The organism is Neptunomonas phycophila, assembly GCF_001922575.1.
In the GTDB taxonomy this organism is placed as follows: Bacteria; Pseudomonadota; Gammaproteobacteria; order Pseudomonadales; family Balneatricaceae; genus Neptunomonas; species Neptunomonas phycophila.
In genome coordinates, this window is sequence record NZ_MRCI01000001.1 from 895662 (window position 1) to 914636 (window position 18975).

Genomic DNA, 18975 nt, shown 5'->3' on the forward strand with positions numbered 1-18975 from the left:
TAGCTGTAATTTGCCTAATTAAAGGATTATTAAGTGTAGGGGCTTTCTCTGCATCATAAATTTGTCAAAAAAAGGAACTGCAAACTCATGGCAATTTATTTAAAAATCGATGGCATTGATGGTGATGTGACGGCAGCGGGCCACGAGAATTGGGTCGAGTGTGACTCAATGGAATGGAACGTGACTCGTAGCTTGACCACTAAACCTGGTCAGGGTAAAGATCGTGAATCAACGACGCCGGTTGTTGGTGAGATCACGCTAACGACTAAAATGGATAAGACTTCTCCACTATTCTTTGCTGAATCTTGCGTTGGCCAAGGTAAAACAGCAAAAATTCATATGGCTCAAACCAGCTCTTCAGGTATCGAAACTTACATGGAGTACACACTGACTAATACGCTAATCAGTGGTTATAGTGTGATGAGTAACGGTGACCGTCCTGTTGAAGCCATTTCTCTTAACTTTACTAAAGTAGAGATGAAATACACAACATGGAACGAGCAGCATCAACCAGAAGGTAGCGTGCCTGCTGGTTATGACATCGCTACAGGTGTTCGTCTGTAACGTTTTACAAAGCGCAATGGCTCAGGTTATTGCGCTCTATTTTTACCAAAGGATGTCAAAATGATTAGCAAGGAAGAGCTAGAAGCATTATTAGGTGACCATATTTCAAGCCACTGCGACCAAAACTTAGTCGCTGATAACCTTAACCATTGTGCGCATTTTGTGTCTCATGTTTTAGGGTATGAGTTTGGTTATCAATGCGGTAATCAGACGCAATCGTCAGGTGAAGGTGCCACAATTCGAGTGCAAGAAGTTTTCTCTCGATGCCCTAAAGTTGGCTTGTGGAGTGATAAAGGTCCGTGCCTTAGCGCTTGTCTCGCTTTTGTAACGAAACGTAGCAACGTTGATCTTGCTCGCAAAACTATGTCGAACGTACCTCGTAAGCATATTGGTATTTTCGCTGATGGTTATATCTACCATTACTCTAACTCTAAAGACGAAGTCGTTAAGCAAACGCCAGCTCAGTTTGCTAATCATTATCAAGGAGCAGGTTATGCTGTCTTTTATGGAACGTTCATCAATTAGTCGTTTTATGGGGGCAGTTATTTTGATGCTGAGCGCACAAATGGCGCTGGCTCATAATGATGAAGCGTCGCATAAGGCGGTTTCGTTACCAACCCATGCTGAGGCGTTTGCTCTGTTGATGCAGCAAGGTGATCAGCCGTTTAGCACAATCAGCTCTTGCCAATCAGTTAGTGATGTAAGCAGCGAAACAGTTCGAGATATCTTAGGTTATTATTTATCTGTTTTGGCTCAATTCGACGAATCACGTATCAAGGTAACCAGCCATCCTGAATCGGCTCATATCCGTATCGCTATTAGCTTTGAGGTGGTCGATGATGAGTCGCCATGGAGTTATGGTTTTGAGTTTAATGTAGAGAACAATGACGGCCACTGGAATACTGTGAGTGGCAGTTTACGTTGTACAGGTATGTAAGGTGTCGTTAGGGGCTTATTGATGTAGTAAAGTCTAAAATATGGGTGTGTAGTCTATTTCTATTATTGTGATGTACAGGGAAGTGTATGGCTGACTTTAAGCAGCAAAGCCGTTTGTTGGCAATTGATACCCCACTCGGTGACGATGTTTTTTTGCTAACTCGTCTAGCAGGTGAAGAATCTGTATCAGCGCTTTTTGGCATTGAAATAGAAGCGTATTCATTACGCAAAGATATCACCCCCGCTGAGATAGTCGGGCAGAACGTTACGCTAAAAATAGCCGCTACCGACGAGTCTGCGCTCTTTTTACCCGATAGTTATCGTTATATTAATGGCTACATCAAAAGCTTCCGACAAGAAGGACGTCAGCTCCAAGACTTACGCGGCTATTCGGCCGTTGTTGTTCCTTGGTTATGGTTCTTAACGCAAACCAGCGACTGCAAAATATTTCAGTTTAAAAACATTCAAGAAATTGCCACGGCCATCTTTGAAGAAAACGGCTTTACCGACTTCCAATTCCGCTTAGTGGGCCAGCATCCTGCACGCGATTACTGCGTCCAGTACAAAGAAAGCGACTTCAACTTTATCTCTCGCCTCTTTGAAGAAGAAGGGCTGTACTACTACTTCGCTCACGAAGCAGGTAAACACACGCTGATTATCAGTGACCACATTGGTGGCTATGACGAATCAGACGAGCAATCTATTACCTATGCTGCCGGTTCACTGACCCAACACACGATTCATAACTGGTATCACAGCTTCCAGTTCATGACAGGGCGCTACGCCAAACGAGACTACGACTTCAAAAAGCCGAGTAATCGACTACAAACCTCGGCGGCCGCTGACATGGTCGTACCGGGCGTTGGAAAATATGAACACTTTATCTACCCCGGCCGCTATGAAGATAAAACTCACGGTGACCAGCTAACACGCCTACGTGTTGAAGCTGATGAGGCTGCTCACGATGTGATTACAGGGGAAGGTGGCTGCCGCAGCTTCTCTGCCGGTCACACTTTTGTACTTGAACGCCACGACGATGCCCCCGAAGAATTGGGCGAGTATGTCTTATTAAGCGTTAGCCACAAAGCTCAAGACTACTCCTACACCAGCAATGACGAACAAGACAAAGAATACAGTAACGAATTCCGCTGCATCTCATCAGAAACTATTTACCGTCCCCCACAAACCACCGGTTGGCCGCGAATGCAAGGCCCACAAAATGCGATTGTTGTAGGTCCTGAAGGCGAAGAAATCTACACAGACGAATACGGTCGTGTAAAAGTCCAGTTTCCATGGGACCGCTACGGCGCTTACAACGAAAACAGCTCCTGCTGGGTGCGTGTCACCCACAGTTGGGCGGGTAAAAACTGGGGTAACATCTACCTACCGCGCATTGGTCAAGAAGTCATCGTTGACTTTATGGATGGAGACCCAGATCGTCCGATTATAACCGGCCGCGTGTACAACGCTGAACAAATGCCACCGTACGAATTACCGGCGAACAAAACCCAAAGCGGAACACTCACGCGATCCACCAAAGGCGGCACGGCCAGTAATGCCAATGCGTTGCGCTTTGATGATAAAAAAGGCGAAGAAGAGGTCTGGCTGCACGCCGAAAAAGACCAGCGAATTGAGGTAGAGAACGACGAATCGCACTGGGTGGGTCATGACCGCGTAAAAGAGATCGATCACGACGAAACGGTGTTTGTACATCACGACCGTACCGAGACAGTCGACAACAACGAGAAAATTCTCATCCGTAACAATCGTATGCACACAACGGGAATTGCCGAGATTAAAACGGTGGGCATGGTACGTGTGCACACGGTGGGTGTGAATGAGACCAATACGATTGGGGCGGCTCAAGAGAATACAGTCGGTGTTGCACGGACGAGTACGATCGGCGAATCCGATACGTTAAACGTAGGCAAAAGCTTGAAGATCAACGTTGGTGAAACAATCGAGATTGCTTGTGGCAAGTCACTTATTAAATTAGACAGCGAAGGCAATATCTTTATTAACGGTGTAAAACTCAGTATCACGGGTGAAAAACACGTTCAAATTGAAGGTAAACGAGTAGATATTAACTAAGTGAATACTCCATGAATCGCCCTGATACAGTTATATCCAGTCCATTACCGAAAGCTAAGGTGCCTGACGTAGAGAATCAGACACCTTATCCCACACAATATTTTCAAACGGTTGACCCTGACGACAATGTGTTTCATGTTGTAGTACTTAAAGCAACGTATGACATGACACAGACCAACGAATTTGGGCAATTAGAACCACATACTGAGTTAACCGCGTTAGCAACATCAGATCAATTTGAAGGCGAACCCGGCGAAACCCCCTTAATTTACGAAAGTGATTACTGTGCATTCAAGCCTAAATGTGATGTTTTTCTGATGAACGCCATTGCTTATGCCCCTGAAAATCAAGCTTTAGCGCGATGGCCAGTGGCCGTAGCTGTTGGGGACTGGAAAAAAATTGTTAATGTTACAGGGCCGAGAAAGTTTATTTTAAAAGATGGTGCCTATCAGTTAACGGAACCACAAGCGGTAAAAGTGGTAGAGCTTAACTACTCAAATGCATTGGGCGGAGAAAACCGGTGGCCCGAAAAGCCCAACGCTGAGGGCGAATTTGCTATTCATGAAGTAGCCCCTGAAAATTCAGTTGGTAAAGGTTTTGCTGATAAAGACTGGCTATCTTATGCCAAGCCCACATCATATCCAGCTCCGCAAATAGAGCTGTACGAGCAGGCTTATACAGGACAGGCTGAATACCCAGCCGTAAGCCTAACCCCTATGATGAAGACATGGGAACCACGTGTTGATTTAGCGGGAAGTTATAATGACGACTGGAAGCATCATCGTTGGCCAAAATTACCGATTGATCATGATTATGCTTTCTGGAACTGCACTCCTGCAGATCAGCAGATTGACTATCCTGTTGGTGGTGAAGTTGTCAACTTGGTTAACCTGCACCCGGAAGTCCCGCATATTCGTTTTAGTTTACCTACGGACCAGTTTGTTTGTGACGTATATTTGGATGAAGGTCCGGTGCTTAAACAAAAGATGCATTTAGATACACTGGCTATTGATATGCAGAACCTGAAGCTTATTACTGTTCACAGAGTCAATGTTATATCCGGTATTAACTCACTGGAATTTAAAGTGCGTTTATCCAAGCGAGAAAACTCTATATGAGCATAGCTAAACCTAAGTCGGGTCAAATTCATCCTAACAAGTATGGAAGTGCAGGCTCTCTAGCAAATACGGTTGGTATGATTATTCCTGTGATCCCTCCAGCGATGAGTGGGGCGGTTTTTAATGAGTCTACCCTAAGCGACATTTCATCGTTGAGTGCAGCAGCCTTGTTATCACAATATCTACCAGGTAGCTCTGGCGCCAGTAACGTCATGGAGGCTGCTTTAGATATTATGCAAGAAAGTGCTAAAGAAGCTACTCCCAGCCCCGCAGTTATAGCTCATATGGCTCAAGTACTTGCAGTTGAAACCTCAATGATAAGTGTGCGTCAGCAAAAGGTTAACCAGACAGAGGCAATGGGTGGTATTTCTAATACAGCCCAACAAGAATCGATATTGGCTAATGATATAAATGCCCTAGAAGTACTAAAGCAGCAACTGGACGAACAAACGGCAAAGATTCCTCATTTTGAAAAAGTAATACCTGTTCTTAAAGCGGCTTCAACGGCTGCACATATCGCCCAACAGATAGATAACGGTAAATTCGGTATGGCTGGGCTAATGAGCGCCATGAATGCGGGCTCCGCACTGAGTAAACTGGCAAGTAAGTCATTAAATACAGCATAGAATAGAGGCCTCACACCACATTGATAGCGTATACGTTTGTAACGTTTTCAAGGTATCGAGAGTAGTAGTTGGTTATATAACGTGACATTTGAAGTATAAAAAAGGGGCTGTATATTAGCCCCTTTTTTATGAGTCATTTTCGGATTTTACGGAAGCTCTAGCGATTCGCGTATATCCTTCCAGCTGACCATCTTGAAGTTTTGGTTTTCTGTTTGGTATTCGGCGTCAATGTTGTACCAGTCCTGAGCTATCATCATTCCCTCAGGATAATCACTGCCTAAATTAGCAGAAACAACATGAATGCCATCAGTATCGGATGCGCCATCTACACCAATGTTATCATCACCAACAATGGCGAATGTACCTAATAAAGTGTGATTGTTGAGAACGTCATAAACAACATAGGTATTGTTACCTTGGCTAGAAGCGATTAGGTATTTTTGAGTACCGTTGTTAAATAACGTTAAGCCTTCGACGTCAGCAACCAAATTTATACCGTCAATAGCAGCAATTTGAGTCGCGTCTGTGGGCCCTGTCTCGTGCGCATCGAAAGACCAAATAGCAACGTCTTCTTCACCAACATAGAGGATGCCCGCCTCATCATCAGCCACACAGCCTTCGGGTTGGCTATCAACGCTGAGAGTGCGCACAACAGCCCCTTCAACACCGTCATTGGTCAGGGTTAGTCGCCATTGTTCAATGGTTCCATCTTTACCATTAACAAATACGTAAGGCGTCCCGTCTTCCGCTTGATACATACATAAACCATAGACTTCATCTACCGACGATAGTAACTCGTCTGCTTCGGCGTGTACGTGACTTCCTTGGGCGGGGAGGGGCTGTATAGGCGTTTGGTTATTCGACGCAGACTGTATGCTATAAAATGAAAGTGTATTTAACTCTCGATTAGAAGCGGCGGCTAATGAAATGAGAGAGCTATCTGGTTTAATAAGTCCTTGGCGAATGTCTATGTTATTCGGTTCGCCGCCCTCCAGGTACTGAACCTCATCACCTGAGAGAGTGTAGGCCATTAACCCGCCTTGTTTATTGGTGGCAATAATTAGGCTGTCAGAAGGTGAGTCTTCGTTTAGCCAGAATGCGGGGTCATCAGCCGCATCGCCGTCATCATCAACTTCTGTGGTTTCATCTCTGGCTATGACGAGTTGTACTCCCTCTACATCTAAATCACGAGGGTCAACTTGGTTACTATTATAAGCCCCTCCTTGTTGAATTAAGGCAATGACATCTGTTTGATTTAATCTTTCATAAACAGGTGCATCTAATTCGGTGTTGGCTAGCCAAAGGGAATCAGAAGAAGCTGCCAAACTTTTAATTTCTATGAATCCATTAACCTCTGTCTGTACTAAGAGTGAATAATCGGATAAGCGGTAAGCTAATAAACCTGCACCCTCATCACCTACGTATAAAATACCATCTCCATTGGTATCGTGAGTTAGGTCAATGCCTTCGATTTCTTGGAGAGCACCTAAAGGACTAATACCGTCAACTAATGCGCGCTCCTTGACGTTTTCTGGATCTGCACCATAAGCCCAGATTCCTAAATTTTGTTCTGCAATAAAGAGAGTTCCTGCCACATCATCTACTGCACAGGCGCTAAGCTCACCACCCACTGATAGACTTCGCACAGCAAGAGGCGCGCCCTGAGTATCGGTAACTGCACTAACCAGATTTATGCCATCATAAGCTAGTTTGTATTGTAGAACTTCACCAGATTCGTCAAATGCGGTTGCAGTGATATTTCCTGTGGTTAGGTTTTTATACAAACAAACACCCGCAGGTTCGATTGGTAGTGTCCAATACCCGACTTGGTCTAAAGGCTGATCATCATCACTCACACTAAAAAAGGCTAGGGCTGCTTCGTCTGGCAAAGCTACAGCTACTAAATCAATGCTAGCGCCTTGGTTATCACTAAGGCCGTATCTTATGTCGGCACCTATGGCTTCAAACCCCTCGTTATGCCAAACCTGTTTGCCTTCGGAGTTAAAAACGGCAAGACCATCTCCTTCCAGTGCAACGATTAAACGATTGCGTGTTACATCTGTCGGATGTTCCCAGACCGCAGCATCGGCAATATCTTCATAGCTGTTTTCAATGGATACGCTTGATGATAAAACCGTTTGCGAAGAGTTAGAGCTTGAATCTTGGTCGCTGGAAGAGCCTTCTCCGCAGCCACTTAATATAAGAACCGAACAAAGCCCAGCAATACCTGGAAATTTCATGGTGTGTCCTTGGTGATTTAGCAAAGCGCAAAATACTACTGATGACATGTGACACTTTCATTAAGAGTATTTGACATGGAGGGACGGGACTTAATAAACGTATATTGAATTTTTAATATTTCAGTTTTTATATGAAATTATGTAGCCTATTGGAATGCTATCTGCTTTTATAAATCAATTATAATCTGTCGTTTTTTAGAGTTGAGGGGCTCTGCCCAATGTTTGAAAAGGTATGTAATGTTCTATATGTTTATGATGTCATCGTTCTCTTGGAACATTTTGCTGAATTTAAATGCTTCAATATTTAGAAAACTCAATCCGGATATTTTTTGTTTTTTGAATTCTTCTAAAACTGACTCATCTATTACCAATAGTTTTAGATAAGTATCTATAAATATTGAAGGGAGATTCTTTGTTTCTTTGAAGGTCACTATTTTTTCAAATTCATACGTGTTAAATAAAGGTTCATTGGAATCTAGAATAAAAGTTATCTCGTGATCAGACTTGTCAAGGTTTATGGCGCTATAATAAGTGGATGGTTTTATCAGCCAATAGTTTTCGTGGTATTTATTATCGTTATCTATAAAAGTTGCAGGTTGTATAGATACATTGTTCTTGAAAAAATCTTTGGCTTCTTGGATGACTATTAACGATTTATCAAATATCATTGCTCCTGGTGGTGTGGAGAATTTATCTTTTGTTTTTTATAAGCGTCCTCAAAAAAAGCATCATTAGATGTTTTTCCTGTATCTTCGGTATCAAAATTTTCAGAGTTTCTATGTAAAGTAATAGAAGGTATGTCACTTCTGAGTGTACGAAATGGTACGTAGTATTTCATTGTAAGAAACTTATAATTTTAATATATGTGAGTTTTCTCTAAACATTATATTATCGTTTGTTAGCCATGAAGGAAAAGTATTTCATGACTGAGAGCTTATACGCATCTTCCCTAGGAACGTTGAAGAGCCATTTATCGCCACCTTTCGTAGTTGCGGAACTAAGAAGCTTCATTGAGTCAGTCCACATTTCTAGAAGCTCAGGGTTTTCCGGTATGGGACGTGCTCCTATAGACCCAGGCGTAACTCGCGCGACATCATCAACTGCATTACTGTTTGGAACAACTTTAAGCCCGGCAGCCCACCGGGCTTGATCTTACGCACCTATCAGCTGCCACTCCCCACTTCGAGCTTCTTCCTGTGATAACGAAACAACATCGCTTGTCTCAAACGCCCTTTGATCAAGATTGGACATCTGATTAGCCATTTTCCTTTCGCCAGAGATTGTCAATGTTTGTCTAACCTCTTCGCCAAGGACCAAACTAAATGTTTTACCAATCACGTTACACTTCGGATCGTAGCCTGCGCATGCCAAGATTGTGATGCCTCCTGGCAATTCAAACTTTTCTCGTATTTTCATTTGTATCTCCATTATTACAGCCCCTTGTCTCTGAGTATCTGCAATATCTGAATGTCTTCGTCACCTAATCCCAGCATTTTTTGATGCCTGATCATAAAGTCTTTGACATGCGTCTCCGCACTTCCCAGACCGCTGGTACCTAAACGATCAGTGACGCCTAGCTTCGATTGAGTCCCATGTAAGAACTCTTCAAACAAAGCTGCTTTACTTGGATTCTCACGTAATAGAATGTGGGTGTTATTAGCACCGCCTACGGATGCTTCAGCCTCGAAGTAATTTAACATTCGAAGTTCTTCAGAGCCTGGCTGGGCAATAACAACATCACGCTTTTTCGAAACTGCTGATATCAGTTCAGGTGACGCTGGTTCAACGCCCATCAAATCATCAGCACTACGCATGTTGATCTTGTTTGGAACAACCTTCCTCTCAATCACCAGCGTTTCGCCGGTCGAGCTACTTGCTTTTTGCCCTTTTAGCTTAATTCTTCGTGTATTCGCTCCAATAGCCTTCAGCTGCTTAAGTGATGATTCTATTACCTTTAAACTGTCTATGTAAGCGCTTACCGCTCGTGCTCCGCTGGCTATCCGTTTATTGACGGCGGTAACTTTCATGCCCATGACTGCTATGCGGGCTATGATGGCTGCAAAACGGGCGGCTACGGCTAGGCCTCCTGAGATGAAGGCCAGTAGAATGCAGAACAAAACTTCTAAAATGATATAAGCGGCGGCGCCGTATAATTACTTAAGTGGTCTCTAGGACATTACCTATATACTTTTATGACCAGTAACCTCACTTGGAACAGAAATGTTTACTTTTAATCAGGAAAATATTGCCAATATTAAAAAGCCTTATTCTATAAATTGATAATGTCTTCATTTTTTTCAAACATTTTATGAATTTCAAATTTAGATAGCTCCAAAAAGCTAAACCCTTTTAATTGCTCGTCTTTAATAAAGTTAAAAAATTTATCTTTTATAATTAACTCAATTAGATAAGGGTCTATAAATATTAGCGGAAGAGATGTAGGGTCTAAATCTCCTCTGATTTTAATTTTTTCAAAATCATAGGTGTTAACTAGAGGATTGTTTGGGTCTAGCTCAGATAAAAGCTCATATTTAGAGCCGTTTAAATCAATCACGCTTGTATAAATTGTCGGCTTTATAACCCAGTACTCTTCATGATATTTATTGTTATTGTCAATAAAAACAGCTTCTTGGAATTTAATATCGTTAGTGTTTTATTTTAAAAACTCAAAAAATATTTCCGAAAAAAACAATGACTTCGTTGTCTGTCATTACATCAGGAGGCATATCGAATTTATTATTTCCTTTATTATATGGGTCTTCGAAAAAAATGGATCTTTAGATTTGCCGATATCTCCTTCATCTAGGCGTTCAGATAATGAATGGGTCGATAAGTATGGGTAATTTCTGGATAAATCATTAAAGGGGGTGTAATATGCCATAAGCTAGATTTTTTTGTTAAAAATATCGAAATTAAGTTCTATATGTTAATTATATCGTTATTTTTCTTAAAAATCTTATGAGGCTGAAATTTGGTAATATCGATAAAGCTTAAGCCAGTTAATTTGTTTTCTTTTATAAATTCTAAGATGCTTTCCTCTATAACTATTTCTTTAGTGTAAGGCTCAATAAATATAGGTTTTATTCCTTTGGTCTTTTTTTTATATACTATTATAGATTCGAATAAATAGTCGTTATAAAGTGGATTGTTAGAGTCTAATTCGAATGTAAGTTCCATGATCGAACTTTTAGTGTCTATAATATCAATAATATCAGTTGGAACTATAGCCCAATAGTCTTCATGGTATTTTTTTGAGTTGTCTATAAAAATAGACTCTTGATATTTTATGTTGTATTTTTTACTGCATAAATGATCTTTTAGTTTCGAGTTAGAAAATATAAAGTTGTCAAATATCATTAAATCTGGAGGGGATGAAAAGTTGTTGTTTGATTTTTTATATGCCTCTTCTATAAAAATGGGGTTATTTTTATCCCCAACTTCGCTTATCTCAAAATTTTCAGAGTTTTTATGTGAAGTAATAGAAGGTATATCACTTCTGGGTGTTCGGAAGGGTACGTAGTATTTCATTGTAAGAAACTTATAATTTTAATATATGTGAGTTTTCTCTAAGGAAGGTGCGATCAAGACCCAAATCAATGCTATGTAGATAAGCTATCTTGATACACATCAAAAAGTTAATGTTTTCGATTTTAAGGGGATATTATTTATTCGTAGTATCCTTAGTTAGAGCTAAGTCAGCTCCAACTAGAAATTAAGTTGTTTTGCAGCGTTTTATTCATCCACACAGCATAAATATACCCCATAAAATCCTCATCTTCATCCATTTCTGGTTCGACAGGTTCAAAGCTCGGAATATCAGCCCACCATGCGTCATATTCAATTGAGAAATTTTCCCCATCCAACTCAACTTCAAAAACTGTCACTTTCTTTGAAAAATTATGAGAGTACCTAAGAACGACATCTTGAGACGATAAGTTCCACTTTTTCTCTCCAATCTGCAATATCAATTGATTACCGTCTCTAAATATTGCTACTTTTCGCTGTCCTAATTGGTGAAAGTTTCCTTTCGGTTTTTCACTTGTATTTACAACAGGTTTGATGGCGCAAGTTGGGCTATCAAAATCTATCAACTCACCCCTATCAAATGGTTTAGATAAAATCATAAATTACCTTTTTGGTTTCGAAATCCCAGTTAGTATATCCATCGTATTATTTGACCTTAAAGCTGCATTGATTACTTCAGAAGAAGATCCATATTTAGAAAGCTGAGATTCATACGTTGGACCGGATTTATTTCCATACTTTGTTAGATTCCGCTGATAAACGGCTTCCAACGCTTCTGGGGTTTTGTAATGAGAAAGTCTCTCTTGGTTCCTCATTTCAACTATCTGCTTTGCAATATTGTCATCACCAATACCATCTCTTCTTAAGGTATCAATAAATTGCTGCTTCTTATTTAATCCAACATGGTAATCGAGTCTCGTAGTCCTCGCTTTTGCTACCTGATCCGCGTTAGTCCAATCAACTGGCCATTTACCAGAATGAAATTGTGAGTCTTTAGTAGGAAGATAACCATATACTCCTTTAGGGTCTACTGCCAAATCTTTAGGCATATCCACATACCTAACCTTGTTTGCAACAACCTTCCTCTCAATCACCAGCGTTTCACCGGCCGAGCCACTTGCCTTTTGCCCTTTTAGCTTAATTCTTCGTGTATTCGCTCCAATAGCCTTTAGCTGTTTAAGTGATGATTCTATTACCTTTAAACTGTCTATGTAAGCGCTTACCGCTCGTGCTCCGTTGGCTATCCGTTTATTGACGGCGGTAACTTTCATGCCCATGACTGCTATACGGGCTATGATGGCTGCAAAACGGGCGGCTACGGCTAGGCCTCCTGAGATGAAGGCCAGTAGAATGCAGAACAAGACTTCTAAAATGATATAAGCGGCGGCAGCGCCGTATAAGAAAGCGTAGAAATTGGGAGGCACAGCACCAATAATTAGGCCTAAATACGATAAAAATATACGACCGGCGTCATCATTGATCAGTTCTAAAAACACACCGTAACTATCGGTGTCTTCTTTAATAGATCGGGCTAACTCGGGATCTATATCGGCGATAACGGTGTCGATAAAGTTGGCAATATCGGATGTGTTGGCACTCGATATGTTTTGGAAAAAAAGAAAAATATCATCACGATGCTCAAACAGTTTGAGGGAGATATCAGCAATGCTTTCTAGATCTTCCTTCGTCTCCTTGAAAAGATCAGCAATGTCATCAGCTACATCTTCGACTGTATTGGTGTAAGCGTTCCAAGCGTATTCCGATGCATCGGTTATTTGATTGCCAAACCATGCCCAAGGTTTTTCTTGTTGCGCTCCTTCTATCAGCCAGTTGGCAGCTTTCTTATGGCTGTCCTCAATACTGCCAACTGCCGTTTCGAGGCCTGCTGTGACTTTTTCGTAAGCGGTTTCAGACAACCCTTGCCAGTCTGTTTCTGTAATCAGCTTTTTGGTGTCGGCTAAATGGTCGAACCAAAGCTCGGAACCTGCGAGTGCTCCATCTTTATAGCTTATCGCAGTCGAAAAAATTCCGTATTCATCCCATTGGGCTTGGAATTCTTGCATCGACGTTAAAACACGCCGATAAGTGGTATCTAGACTGCTTTCAAGTGAAAACCGCAACTCCCGGTTGACATCTTCTAGGCCGGGTATTGTATCACCCACAACCTGCACAGAGCCGGGATCCACGCCTACTTGTACCAGTGTTCCCGGTTCTTCTTGTGTTTGGATCGCCATGGCTTGGGAGGAGACGGTTGTATTATGTCCTGTCCCACCTGATAGGGTGCTCATGGGTGCAACGCATTGACCATTAATGCTTAAGATCAAGGGCGCTTCGTGTATGGGCGTTTTCCAAGGATCATCATAAGTCGCAACAACTTTAACCCAGCTTGTGGGTTTATCAGGACCAACTTTGCTTTGTTTAGCTGCGGGTGTTGTTTGGTTCATCCACACTTGGTCGCCGGTGCGAACTGAGGGCTTTCCGTTGACATAAACGGATCCACTTTTTTCTAAGCCAAAGCTTATTTCAGTGAGGGTGCCGGTAACAATGCCACCCCTGCGGCCTGGCTCATCGCCGGTTACTCCGGTAATAAAGCTTTCGCCATGCATAAACGCTTCTTTGCCACCCGCGAACACATTGGGGCTAACATTTTCACTATTATCCATGGTGTGGGTGATGTTATAGGGAATAGGTCGCCAGCTTTTGCCGACTTTCGTCCAGCAGACATCAGGCGCCATGCTGACTAGTGTATAGTCAGCTGTTTTGGTTGCAATTGATCCGTTTGCCATCGCTCTATCCTTAAGCTAGGTATTCGGGGATATTATCATGCGGCACTCCACATAGGGAGTAGCCGTTTACTGTTTATATCCTCGTGCGGCTTCTATCCGTTTTTGAGTATCGGGGTGTGTCGAAAGAAATGAATGCTCCGTAGAGCTGTCTTCTTTGCTCTCGGGAATGATCTTTTCTAGCGCATCAGCGAATACATCTGGATTTAAACCTAAATCAGACAGGTGTGATAGTGCAAAGTTGTCGGCTTCGGTTTCCGCTTTTCTTGAGTAGCTTTGCTGCGTTAAAAAGGTAGGGAAGGCGACAATAAGGTCTTGCCCGAACGATAAATCACCGCCAACGATAAATACGGTAAGTAGAGTAATGGTTGATGAGCGGATGATCTGTTGAAGGCCATGACGATGTTCCACATGGCCTATTTCATGCAAAACTACACTGTTTAATTCATTCGGTTGATCTAGCCGTTTCACCAGCTCGTCTGTAATAAAAATATCGCCAGAGGGGAGGGCAAATGCATTGGCAATTGGCTTGTGGCTGTTTTCCATCGACCTGAAATGCAGTTTGATGGGGATGTCGGTGGACATGCGGCTAATTATTTTTTCTTCTATCTCTTCGCGAATGGTGGCCTGTTGGGCTTGAGGTAACTCGGATGGAGTAAACAGTAGCGAGTCTAGAACATCGATGCTGTGTTCGCCGATCTCTATATTAAGCTCGGCTGGTAACGCATGTGCAACTTGATGGCTAATGCTCGGGATTCCCCATTTTAAAAAAGCCAGCGTCAATACCACCACAAATATGGCTGAGAAAATAATTAATGATAAGTTACTTTCTAATTTATGAAGCCATAAGTTATTTTTTTGACCTGTTTGAGAAATCCATTGGTCGATGGCGTGATTATCATTGGTTTCGAGTAATGTGCCATCGGGGAAGGAAATACGGCGTGTGGTATTACCCACACGACTGCTGATTTGTAAGTCGCGAATTTCGCCACGAAGGCTATGGCCATCATCGCGTTCTAGGGTAAATTGACTGCCTCTGATATGAATGTCAGCCCGAGAACGGGCTGACTGATTAGCGGCATAGTGATAGCCTGAAATCACAAACTAAGTCCTAAATCGCCTTGGATATCAAAGGTTCCACCTAGCTCTTCACCTAGCGCTGACTGCTTTTGTTGTTGCAAGCTTACATAGTGTTCTAGGTCTTGAGTTAATGTGCCAGAGGTCGAATTAGCGCGATATTTGGCTAAGCGAACTTTTATGAAAGGTATCGCCAAACCAATAGTGAAAATTACCAAAAACAGGTTGGTTAAGTGTATCCAAAATAAAGACTTCACTTTTAGGTTGGAATGTAGGTTTAACGCGTTATCAAGCTTTAGTTCATTAAACACATGGTTGTTAATGCGGGCTTCCATGTAAGAGCGAGCCCAAAAGCTAAATGCGAATACCAATAAATACCCACCCAAAAATGCGATATTAAACAAATTGGAGTCCAAGCCAGAACTCGATCCATTTTGTAGTGAGAATAAAGCGCCTAATCCTGATGCAAAACCAATAGCTCCAAAGATTGCGGCAAATAAAAGGAAGACGCCCAAGATTACCAAATACGTTTTAAAAAACACGCCAATACGGATGTTAGCGCTGAAATTGCCTTGGCCGTAATGGAGGTTGTTAACATGGTAGCGATACATAAGTGCTTGAATATATGGCCCCATAGCATAAATACTAATGATTGCTACAGGCCCTAAGAACATCGCAACCATACCGCCCACAGTACCATTAATTAACCATGCGACACCGATAATTAAGCCCAATGCAACGGCGGGTAAGAAGGGGAGGAGTAGGATGTATTTATAGACTGTCCCTAGGCCTCCATCAAAAGAGAAACGTACTTGGCGGTAGCTTGCCATACGTGCATGGAAGCGGTAGCTGCTCCAAATAATCCACGGAGAGGCCAGCACTAGAATTAACGTTAACCCGATACCCACAAAAGGGAAGAACTGATTAATAATAATGTAAATCGCAAAGGCGATAGCTGCAATGATGCGTCCTTTGAAGATTTGCCAGCCTGTTGCGTGGTATTCAAAGCTTGACCCATCAAAGAAGGTATTACCGTAAAAATAACGATTCGTGCGGACTTTAGCCCACGCGGAGTAGATACCCAGAGTAATTACAGAAAGCAGAACGTTAACGATCCATATCTTAAAGAATTCGCCACCTGCGCCTTTAAATTCAAAAGGACGAGTGGCGGATTGTGTGGCGATTGATTCGCTCATAAAACTGACTCCATTCAGTCGTTAAGTTGTTGAGGTCGCGATTGTAGCAGAATGGAAACGTTTGTCAGTTAACCCAATGAAAAATAGGAATTATTCCTAGGAACTTATTCACTGAGTAAACATAGATAAGGCTTGCCACCATAAATAGTCCAAGGGGATGAGTATGGCCCATGTAATTAGCGTAAGGGGAACGGTAATCCTGAGTAAGCTCATAATAGGTTCACGTGCGAGCTGCATACCTACAATCAGAGGCCCTGATTGATAGGGGAAAAGTATGGTCGAGAAGCCAACGACTTGCGTCATAATCACGGCTTGTACTGTCATGCCTGTTTGGTTGGCCAAATCAGCAGCAATGGGGGTTAATACTGCTGGCACACCCGGAAGCGTCGAAAACATGCCCGTAAAAAACGACATGGCAGTCAATGATATAAAGTTAACGGCGTCTGCCCCAGGGTTTAGCGGCAAGACATGCTCCATAGTCATGGCTAATAGTTTCCCTAGCCCTGAGCTGTTGACCATAGCGCCTAGCCCTAGCACGCCAGCAATAAAAATTAGCATTGAAAAGTTGATTTGCTTATTAAAAGTCGTTTGGTCCACCATGCCCACTTTGGGGAGTAATAAAAAGCAAGCCGCCGCCAAGCCTACCCAAGCGGGATTAATGCCGTGCCAGCTATCGGTTAACCAAAAAGCCAATGCGGTTAAGAGAACAATACTCAGCTTGCGCTGCTTAGCGCGTAAGCTCGGATCTTGGTGAAGGTCGTTAATCGCCGCTGCTCTCTTAGGTTCGGCTGGTAATAATTTAATGATGAGTAAAGCAATGATGATGGCTTTAATAGCGCCAAGAATAGGAAAATGCAGTAGTAGATAATCCGTGTAACTAAAATGTAACCCATAAATGGTTTCCGCTGAGCCAATCATAACCATGTTTGGGATATTGGAGGGGAGAATGCTGAAGGTAGGTAAATGGCAGCCAAACGTGACAGCCATAACGACACCTGTTCGACCCTTCGAACCAGTATGGAAGCCGCAGCGATCTGCTAATGCCATACCGATAGGTATCATCATGACTAGGCGGCCTATAGATGATGGCATTACAAAACCGAGTAAGGTGCATGTAAGCATCAACCCCCCTATGAGCCAAGGGTAGCTTCGTTCCAGGTGGTGTCCTAAATATCCTGCTATTCGGTCGCTCATGCCACTGTTAGTAATGGCCATACCGATAACCATACCCGCAAAAATAAGCCAAAGTGCGCCGGATGCGAAGCCAGAAAATATTTCAGTGGGAGTGGCTACCTCAAAAAGAATAGCCGATAGAAAAAATAATAAGCTGGTTTGAAATTCGGGTAATGCGCTGGTAGCCCACAATGTCAAAGTGATGAGTAGAATAATTAATGTGTAAAGCTGTAAGCCCGAAAGCATACCCGGAGGGTTAATTACTAAAAAAGCAGATGCTATTAATACTAATAAGAGGGCGGCGCGCGATGGAGTGAAAAAAAATTTTAGCATAATGGCCCAGTTCGCATAGTACTTTGAGATGGATTGGTAAATTTCTACTAGCTATCTTTATGGATTGTTAGTTGACCTTTGCAGGCATCTTGTAGCCTAAGGAGTAGGTTATCTTTTTCCGCGGCTTCAACCTCAATAATTAGGCTAACCATTTCCAGAAAGGTTTGTTCGATAATGTGTGCTGACGAGCTGTGAAGTATAGAGTCCACTTGCGCAGAGTGTGAGTAGGCAAAAGAGAGTTGCACCTTTAGTAAAGGTTTAACTGTTTCTAAAGTTAACTGATCGAGCAGCTCACGTACGCTCGCGGAGTAGGCGCGGACTAAGCCCCCAGTGCCAAGTTTAGTACCGCCAAAAAAGCGCGTTACAACGACACATATTTCCCCAATACCTGCACCTGCTATTACAGAATACATCGGCCTACCTGCTGTGCCGGATGGCTCTCCGTCATCACTAAAACCGTACCCCCCACTGACATAAGGTGAACCCGCAATAAAAGCGCTACAGTGATGATTGGCGTTAGGGGTCTTTTCCTTTAGGTCCGCGATAATAGATTTGGCCTCGGCTTGTGTTTTTATGGGATAGGCTTGTGCTATGAAACGGCTTTTTTTAACGTCTATAGTCGCTTCTGCATAGGTGGTTGGGCGCTGATAAATAGGTTGGCTCACAAAACTCTCGGTGAATTGCTTGGGTGCGTAAGATATTCTAGTTAATAGTATGCAATGTAGACTCAGCGCTGTCGACGTTGGCAGCGTGCTTGTTGGTATTTTCGGCAAACCGGTCCGTAAATGAATTTTTTAACATCTAACATGTCTATACCAACGTAAAGCCATTAATATGCTAGAACCAATCCAGAATGGAGGCACGATATGGATACCAACTTACACACTTTACCAAATTTATTTTTGCAATTAGGGTTAAGTGATAAACCTGAAGATATGGAGTCTTTTATCAAAAGCCATACGTTATCGGATGGTCAAAAGATTGAAGAGGCTGAGTACTGGACTGAGGGGCAGGCTCAGTTTTTAAAAGAAAGTCGTGACCTTGATGGTGCATGGGCTGAAAGCGTTGATGAACTGAGTGCTTTGCTCAGTCAGGCGTAGTTATTATTAACAACCAATAAAAGATGTTGATTTATATATAAGTGAGATATCAGATGAGAAAAGTACTTACCGCGATTGTCGCCAGTGTTTTTGTTGTATCGTTATACGGATGCAGCACGGTAGAAGGTATGGGTAAAGATATCCAAAAAGGTGGTCAAGCAATCGAAGGCGCCGCTAAAAAAGCCAGTTAGTGCACTTATCAAGAGAAAGCAG

The 18975-nt window shown here is 42.5% G+C and carries 19 protein-coding genes; 8 read left to right on the forward strand and 11 right to left on the reverse strand.

Annotated features, from left to right (window positions below):
* Positions 1 to 87 precede the first annotated feature (87 nt).
* The 6 genes from BS617_RS04045 (at position 88) to BS617_RS04070 (ending at position 5335) form a co-directional block, all read left to right on the forward strand.
* Positions 88 to 564, forward strand: a complete 477-nt coding sequence (locus BS617_RS04045; protein WP_075171618.1) for an Hcp family type VI secretion system effector — start codon at positions 88 to 90, stop codon at positions 562 to 564.
* A gap of 60 nt (positions 565 to 624) precedes the next feature.
* Positions 625 to 1089 carry a hypothetical protein gene (locus BS617_RS04050; protein ID WP_075171619.1) on the forward strand — a complete coding sequence of 155 codons (465 nt, stop codon included), beginning with the start codon at positions 625 to 627 and terminating at the stop codon, positions 1087 to 1089.
* The gene (locus BS617_RS04055) at positions 1058 to 1501 is read left to right on the forward strand and encodes a hypothetical protein (RefSeq protein WP_075171620.1); all 444 of its coding nucleotides are present in this window, start codon (positions 1058 to 1060) and stop codon (positions 1499 to 1501) included. Before BS617_RS04050 ends, BS617_RS04055 begins: the two co-directional genes overlap by 32 nt.
* A gap of 86 nt (positions 1502 to 1587) precedes the next feature.
* The gene (locus tag BS617_RS04060; RefSeq protein ID WP_075171621.1) at positions 1588 to 3591 is read left to right on the forward strand and encodes a type VI secretion system Vgr family protein; all 2004 of its coding nucleotides are present in this window, start codon (positions 1588 to 1590) and stop codon (positions 3589 to 3591) included.
* Between the two features lie 11 nt (positions 3592 to 3602).
* A complete protein-coding gene (locus tag BS617_RS04065) occupies positions 3603 to 4709 on the forward strand; it encodes a DUF2169 family type VI secretion system accessory protein (RefSeq protein WP_075171622.1) in 1107 nt (368 codons plus the stop codon).
* The gene (locus BS617_RS04070; RefSeq protein ID WP_075171623.1) at positions 4706 to 5335 is read left to right on the forward strand and encodes a hypothetical protein; all 630 of its coding nucleotides are present in this window, start codon (positions 4706 to 4708) and stop codon (positions 5333 to 5335) included. Before BS617_RS04065 ends, BS617_RS04070 begins: the two co-directional genes overlap by 4 nt.
* Positions 5336 to 5481: 146 nt before the next feature.
* Here the strand turns inward: BS617_RS04070 and BS617_RS04075 are convergent, their stop codons facing one another.
* From BS617_RS04075 to BS617_RS04130, 11 genes are all read right to left on the reverse strand, one after another.
* On the reverse strand, positions 5482 to 7575 hold the full coding sequence (locus BS617_RS04075; RefSeq protein ID WP_249263571.1) for a phytase: 2094 nt from the start codon (positions 7573 to 7575) through the stop codon (positions 5482 to 5484).
* A 1152-nt stretch (positions 7576 to 8727) separates the two neighbouring features.
* Complete coding sequence (locus BS617_RS04085) at positions 8728 to 8991, reverse strand: hypothetical protein (RefSeq protein WP_170870316.1); 264 nt, start codon at positions 8989 to 8991, stop codon at positions 8728 to 8730.
* A 14-nt stretch (positions 8992 to 9005) separates the two neighbouring features.
* The gene (locus tag BS617_RS18325; protein WP_212667405.1) at positions 9006 to 9602 is read right to left on the reverse strand and encodes a hypothetical protein; all 597 of its coding nucleotides are present in this window, start codon (positions 9600 to 9602) and stop codon (positions 9006 to 9008) included.
* Positions 9603 to 9844: 242 nt separating this feature from the next.
* Positions 9845 to 10129, reverse strand: a complete 285-nt coding sequence (locus tag BS617_RS04095) for a hypothetical protein (protein WP_075171626.1) — start codon at positions 10127 to 10129, stop codon at positions 9845 to 9847.
* A 365-nt stretch (positions 10130 to 10494) separates the two neighbouring features.
* Entirely contained in the window at positions 10495 to 11103 is a 609-nt protein-coding gene (locus BS617_RS04100; RefSeq protein ID WP_075171627.1) for an imm11 family protein, read from the reverse strand.
* Between the two features lie 167 nt (positions 11104 to 11270).
* Positions 11271 to 11699 (reverse strand): hypothetical protein, encoded by a 429-nt coding sequence (locus BS617_RS04105; protein ID WP_075171628.1) that lies wholly within the window; start codon positions 11697 to 11699, stop codon positions 11271 to 11273.
* 3 nt (positions 11700 to 11702) lie between these two features.
* Positions 11703 to 13886 (reverse strand): DUF4150 domain-containing protein, encoded by a 2184-nt coding sequence (locus BS617_RS04110; protein ID WP_075171629.1) that lies wholly within the window; start codon positions 13884 to 13886, stop codon positions 11703 to 11705.
* 66 nt (positions 13887 to 13952) lie between these two features.
* Positions 13953 to 14984 carry a M48 family metallopeptidase gene (locus tag BS617_RS04115; RefSeq protein WP_075171630.1) on the reverse strand — a complete coding sequence of 344 codons (1032 nt, stop codon included), beginning with the start codon at positions 14982 to 14984 and terminating at the stop codon, positions 13953 to 13955.
* A complete protein-coding gene (locus BS617_RS04120; protein ID WP_075171631.1) occupies positions 14981 to 16156 on the reverse strand; it encodes a YjgN family protein in 1176 nt (391 codons plus the stop codon). The genes BS617_RS04115 and BS617_RS04120 overlap by 4 nt, the downstream gene beginning before the upstream one ends.
* 108 nt (positions 16157 to 16264) lie before the next feature.
* A complete protein-coding gene (locus BS617_RS04125; protein ID WP_075171632.1) occupies positions 16265 to 17662 on the reverse strand; it encodes an SLC13 family permease in 1398 nt (465 codons plus the stop codon).
* 47 nt (positions 17663 to 17709) lie between these two features.
* The gene (locus BS617_RS04130; RefSeq protein ID WP_170870317.1) at positions 17710 to 18327 is read right to left on the reverse strand and encodes a YigZ family protein; all 618 of its coding nucleotides are present in this window, start codon (positions 18325 to 18327) and stop codon (positions 17710 to 17712) included.
* A gap of 201 nt (positions 18328 to 18528) precedes the next feature.
* On the opposite strand from BS617_RS04130, the gene BS617_RS04135 reads away from it, so the two are divergent.
* Both BS617_RS04135 and BS617_RS04140 read left to right on the forward strand, forming a co-directional pair.
* Entirely contained in the window at positions 18529 to 18762 is a 234-nt protein-coding gene (locus tag BS617_RS04135) for a DUF2789 family protein (RefSeq protein WP_075171633.1), read from the forward strand.
* A 53-nt stretch (positions 18763 to 18815) separates the two neighbouring features.
* Positions 18816 to 18953 carry an entericidin A/B family lipoprotein gene (locus BS617_RS04140; protein ID WP_075171634.1) on the forward strand — a complete coding sequence of 46 codons (138 nt, stop codon included), beginning with the start codon at positions 18816 to 18818 and terminating at the stop codon, positions 18951 to 18953.
* Positions 18954 to 18975 lie beyond the last annotated feature (22 nt).

Coding starts and splice junctions, on each gene's coding strand:
- BS617_RS04045 (WP_075171618.1), top strand. CDS start 88: ATGGCAATTTATTTAAAAATCGATGGCATTGATGGTGATGTGACGGCA.
- BS617_RS04050 (WP_075171619.1), top strand. CDS start 625: ATGATTAGCAAGGAAGAGCTAGAAGCATTATTAGGTGACCATATTTCA.
- BS617_RS04055 (WP_075171620.1), top strand. CDS start 1,058: ATGCTGTCTTTTATGGAACGTTCATCAATTAGTCGTTTTATGGGGGCA.
- BS617_RS04060 (WP_075171621.1), top strand. CDS start 1,588: ATGGCTGACTTTAAGCAGCAAAGCCGTTTGTTGGCAATTGATACCCCA.
- BS617_RS04065 (WP_075171622.1), top strand. CDS start 3,603: ATGAATCGCCCTGATACAGTTATATCCAGTCCATTACCGAAAGCTAAG.
- BS617_RS04070 (WP_075171623.1), top strand. CDS start 4,706: ATGAGCATAGCTAAACCTAAGTCGGGTCAAATTCATCCTAACAAGTAT.
- BS617_RS04075 (WP_249263571.1), bottom strand. CDS start 7,575: ATGAAATTTCCAGGTATTGCTGGGCTTTGTTCGGTTCTTATATTAAGT.
- BS617_RS04085 (WP_170870316.1), bottom strand. CDS start 8,991: ATGAAAATACGAGAAAAGTTTGAATTGCCAGGAGGCATCACAATCTTG.
- BS617_RS18325 (WP_212667405.1), bottom strand. CDS start 9,602: ATGAAAGTTACCGCCGTCAATAAACGGATAGCCAGCGGAGCACGAGCG.
- BS617_RS04100 (WP_075171627.1), bottom strand. CDS start 11,103: ATGAAATACTACGTACCCTTCCGAACACCCAGAAGTGATATACCTTCT.
- BS617_RS04105 (WP_075171628.1), bottom strand. CDS start 11,699: ATGATTTTATCTAAACCATTTGATAGGGGTGAGTTGATAGATTTTGAT.
- BS617_RS04110 (WP_075171629.1), bottom strand. CDS start 13,886: ATGGCAAACGGATCAATTGCAACCAAAACAGCTGACTATACACTAGTC.
- BS617_RS04120 (WP_075171631.1), bottom strand. CDS start 16,156: ATGAGCGAATCAATCGCCACACAATCCGCCACTCGTCCTTTTGAATTT.
- BS617_RS04125 (WP_075171632.1), bottom strand. CDS start 17,662: ATGCTAAAATTTTTTTTCACTCCATCGCGCGCCGCCCTCTTATTAGTA.
- BS617_RS04135 (WP_075171633.1), top strand. CDS start 18,529: ATGGATACCAACTTACACACTTTACCAAATTTATTTTTGCAATTAGGG.
- BS617_RS04140 (WP_075171634.1), top strand. CDS start 18,816: ATGAGAAAAGTACTTACCGCGATTGTCGCCAGTGTTTTTGTTGTATCG.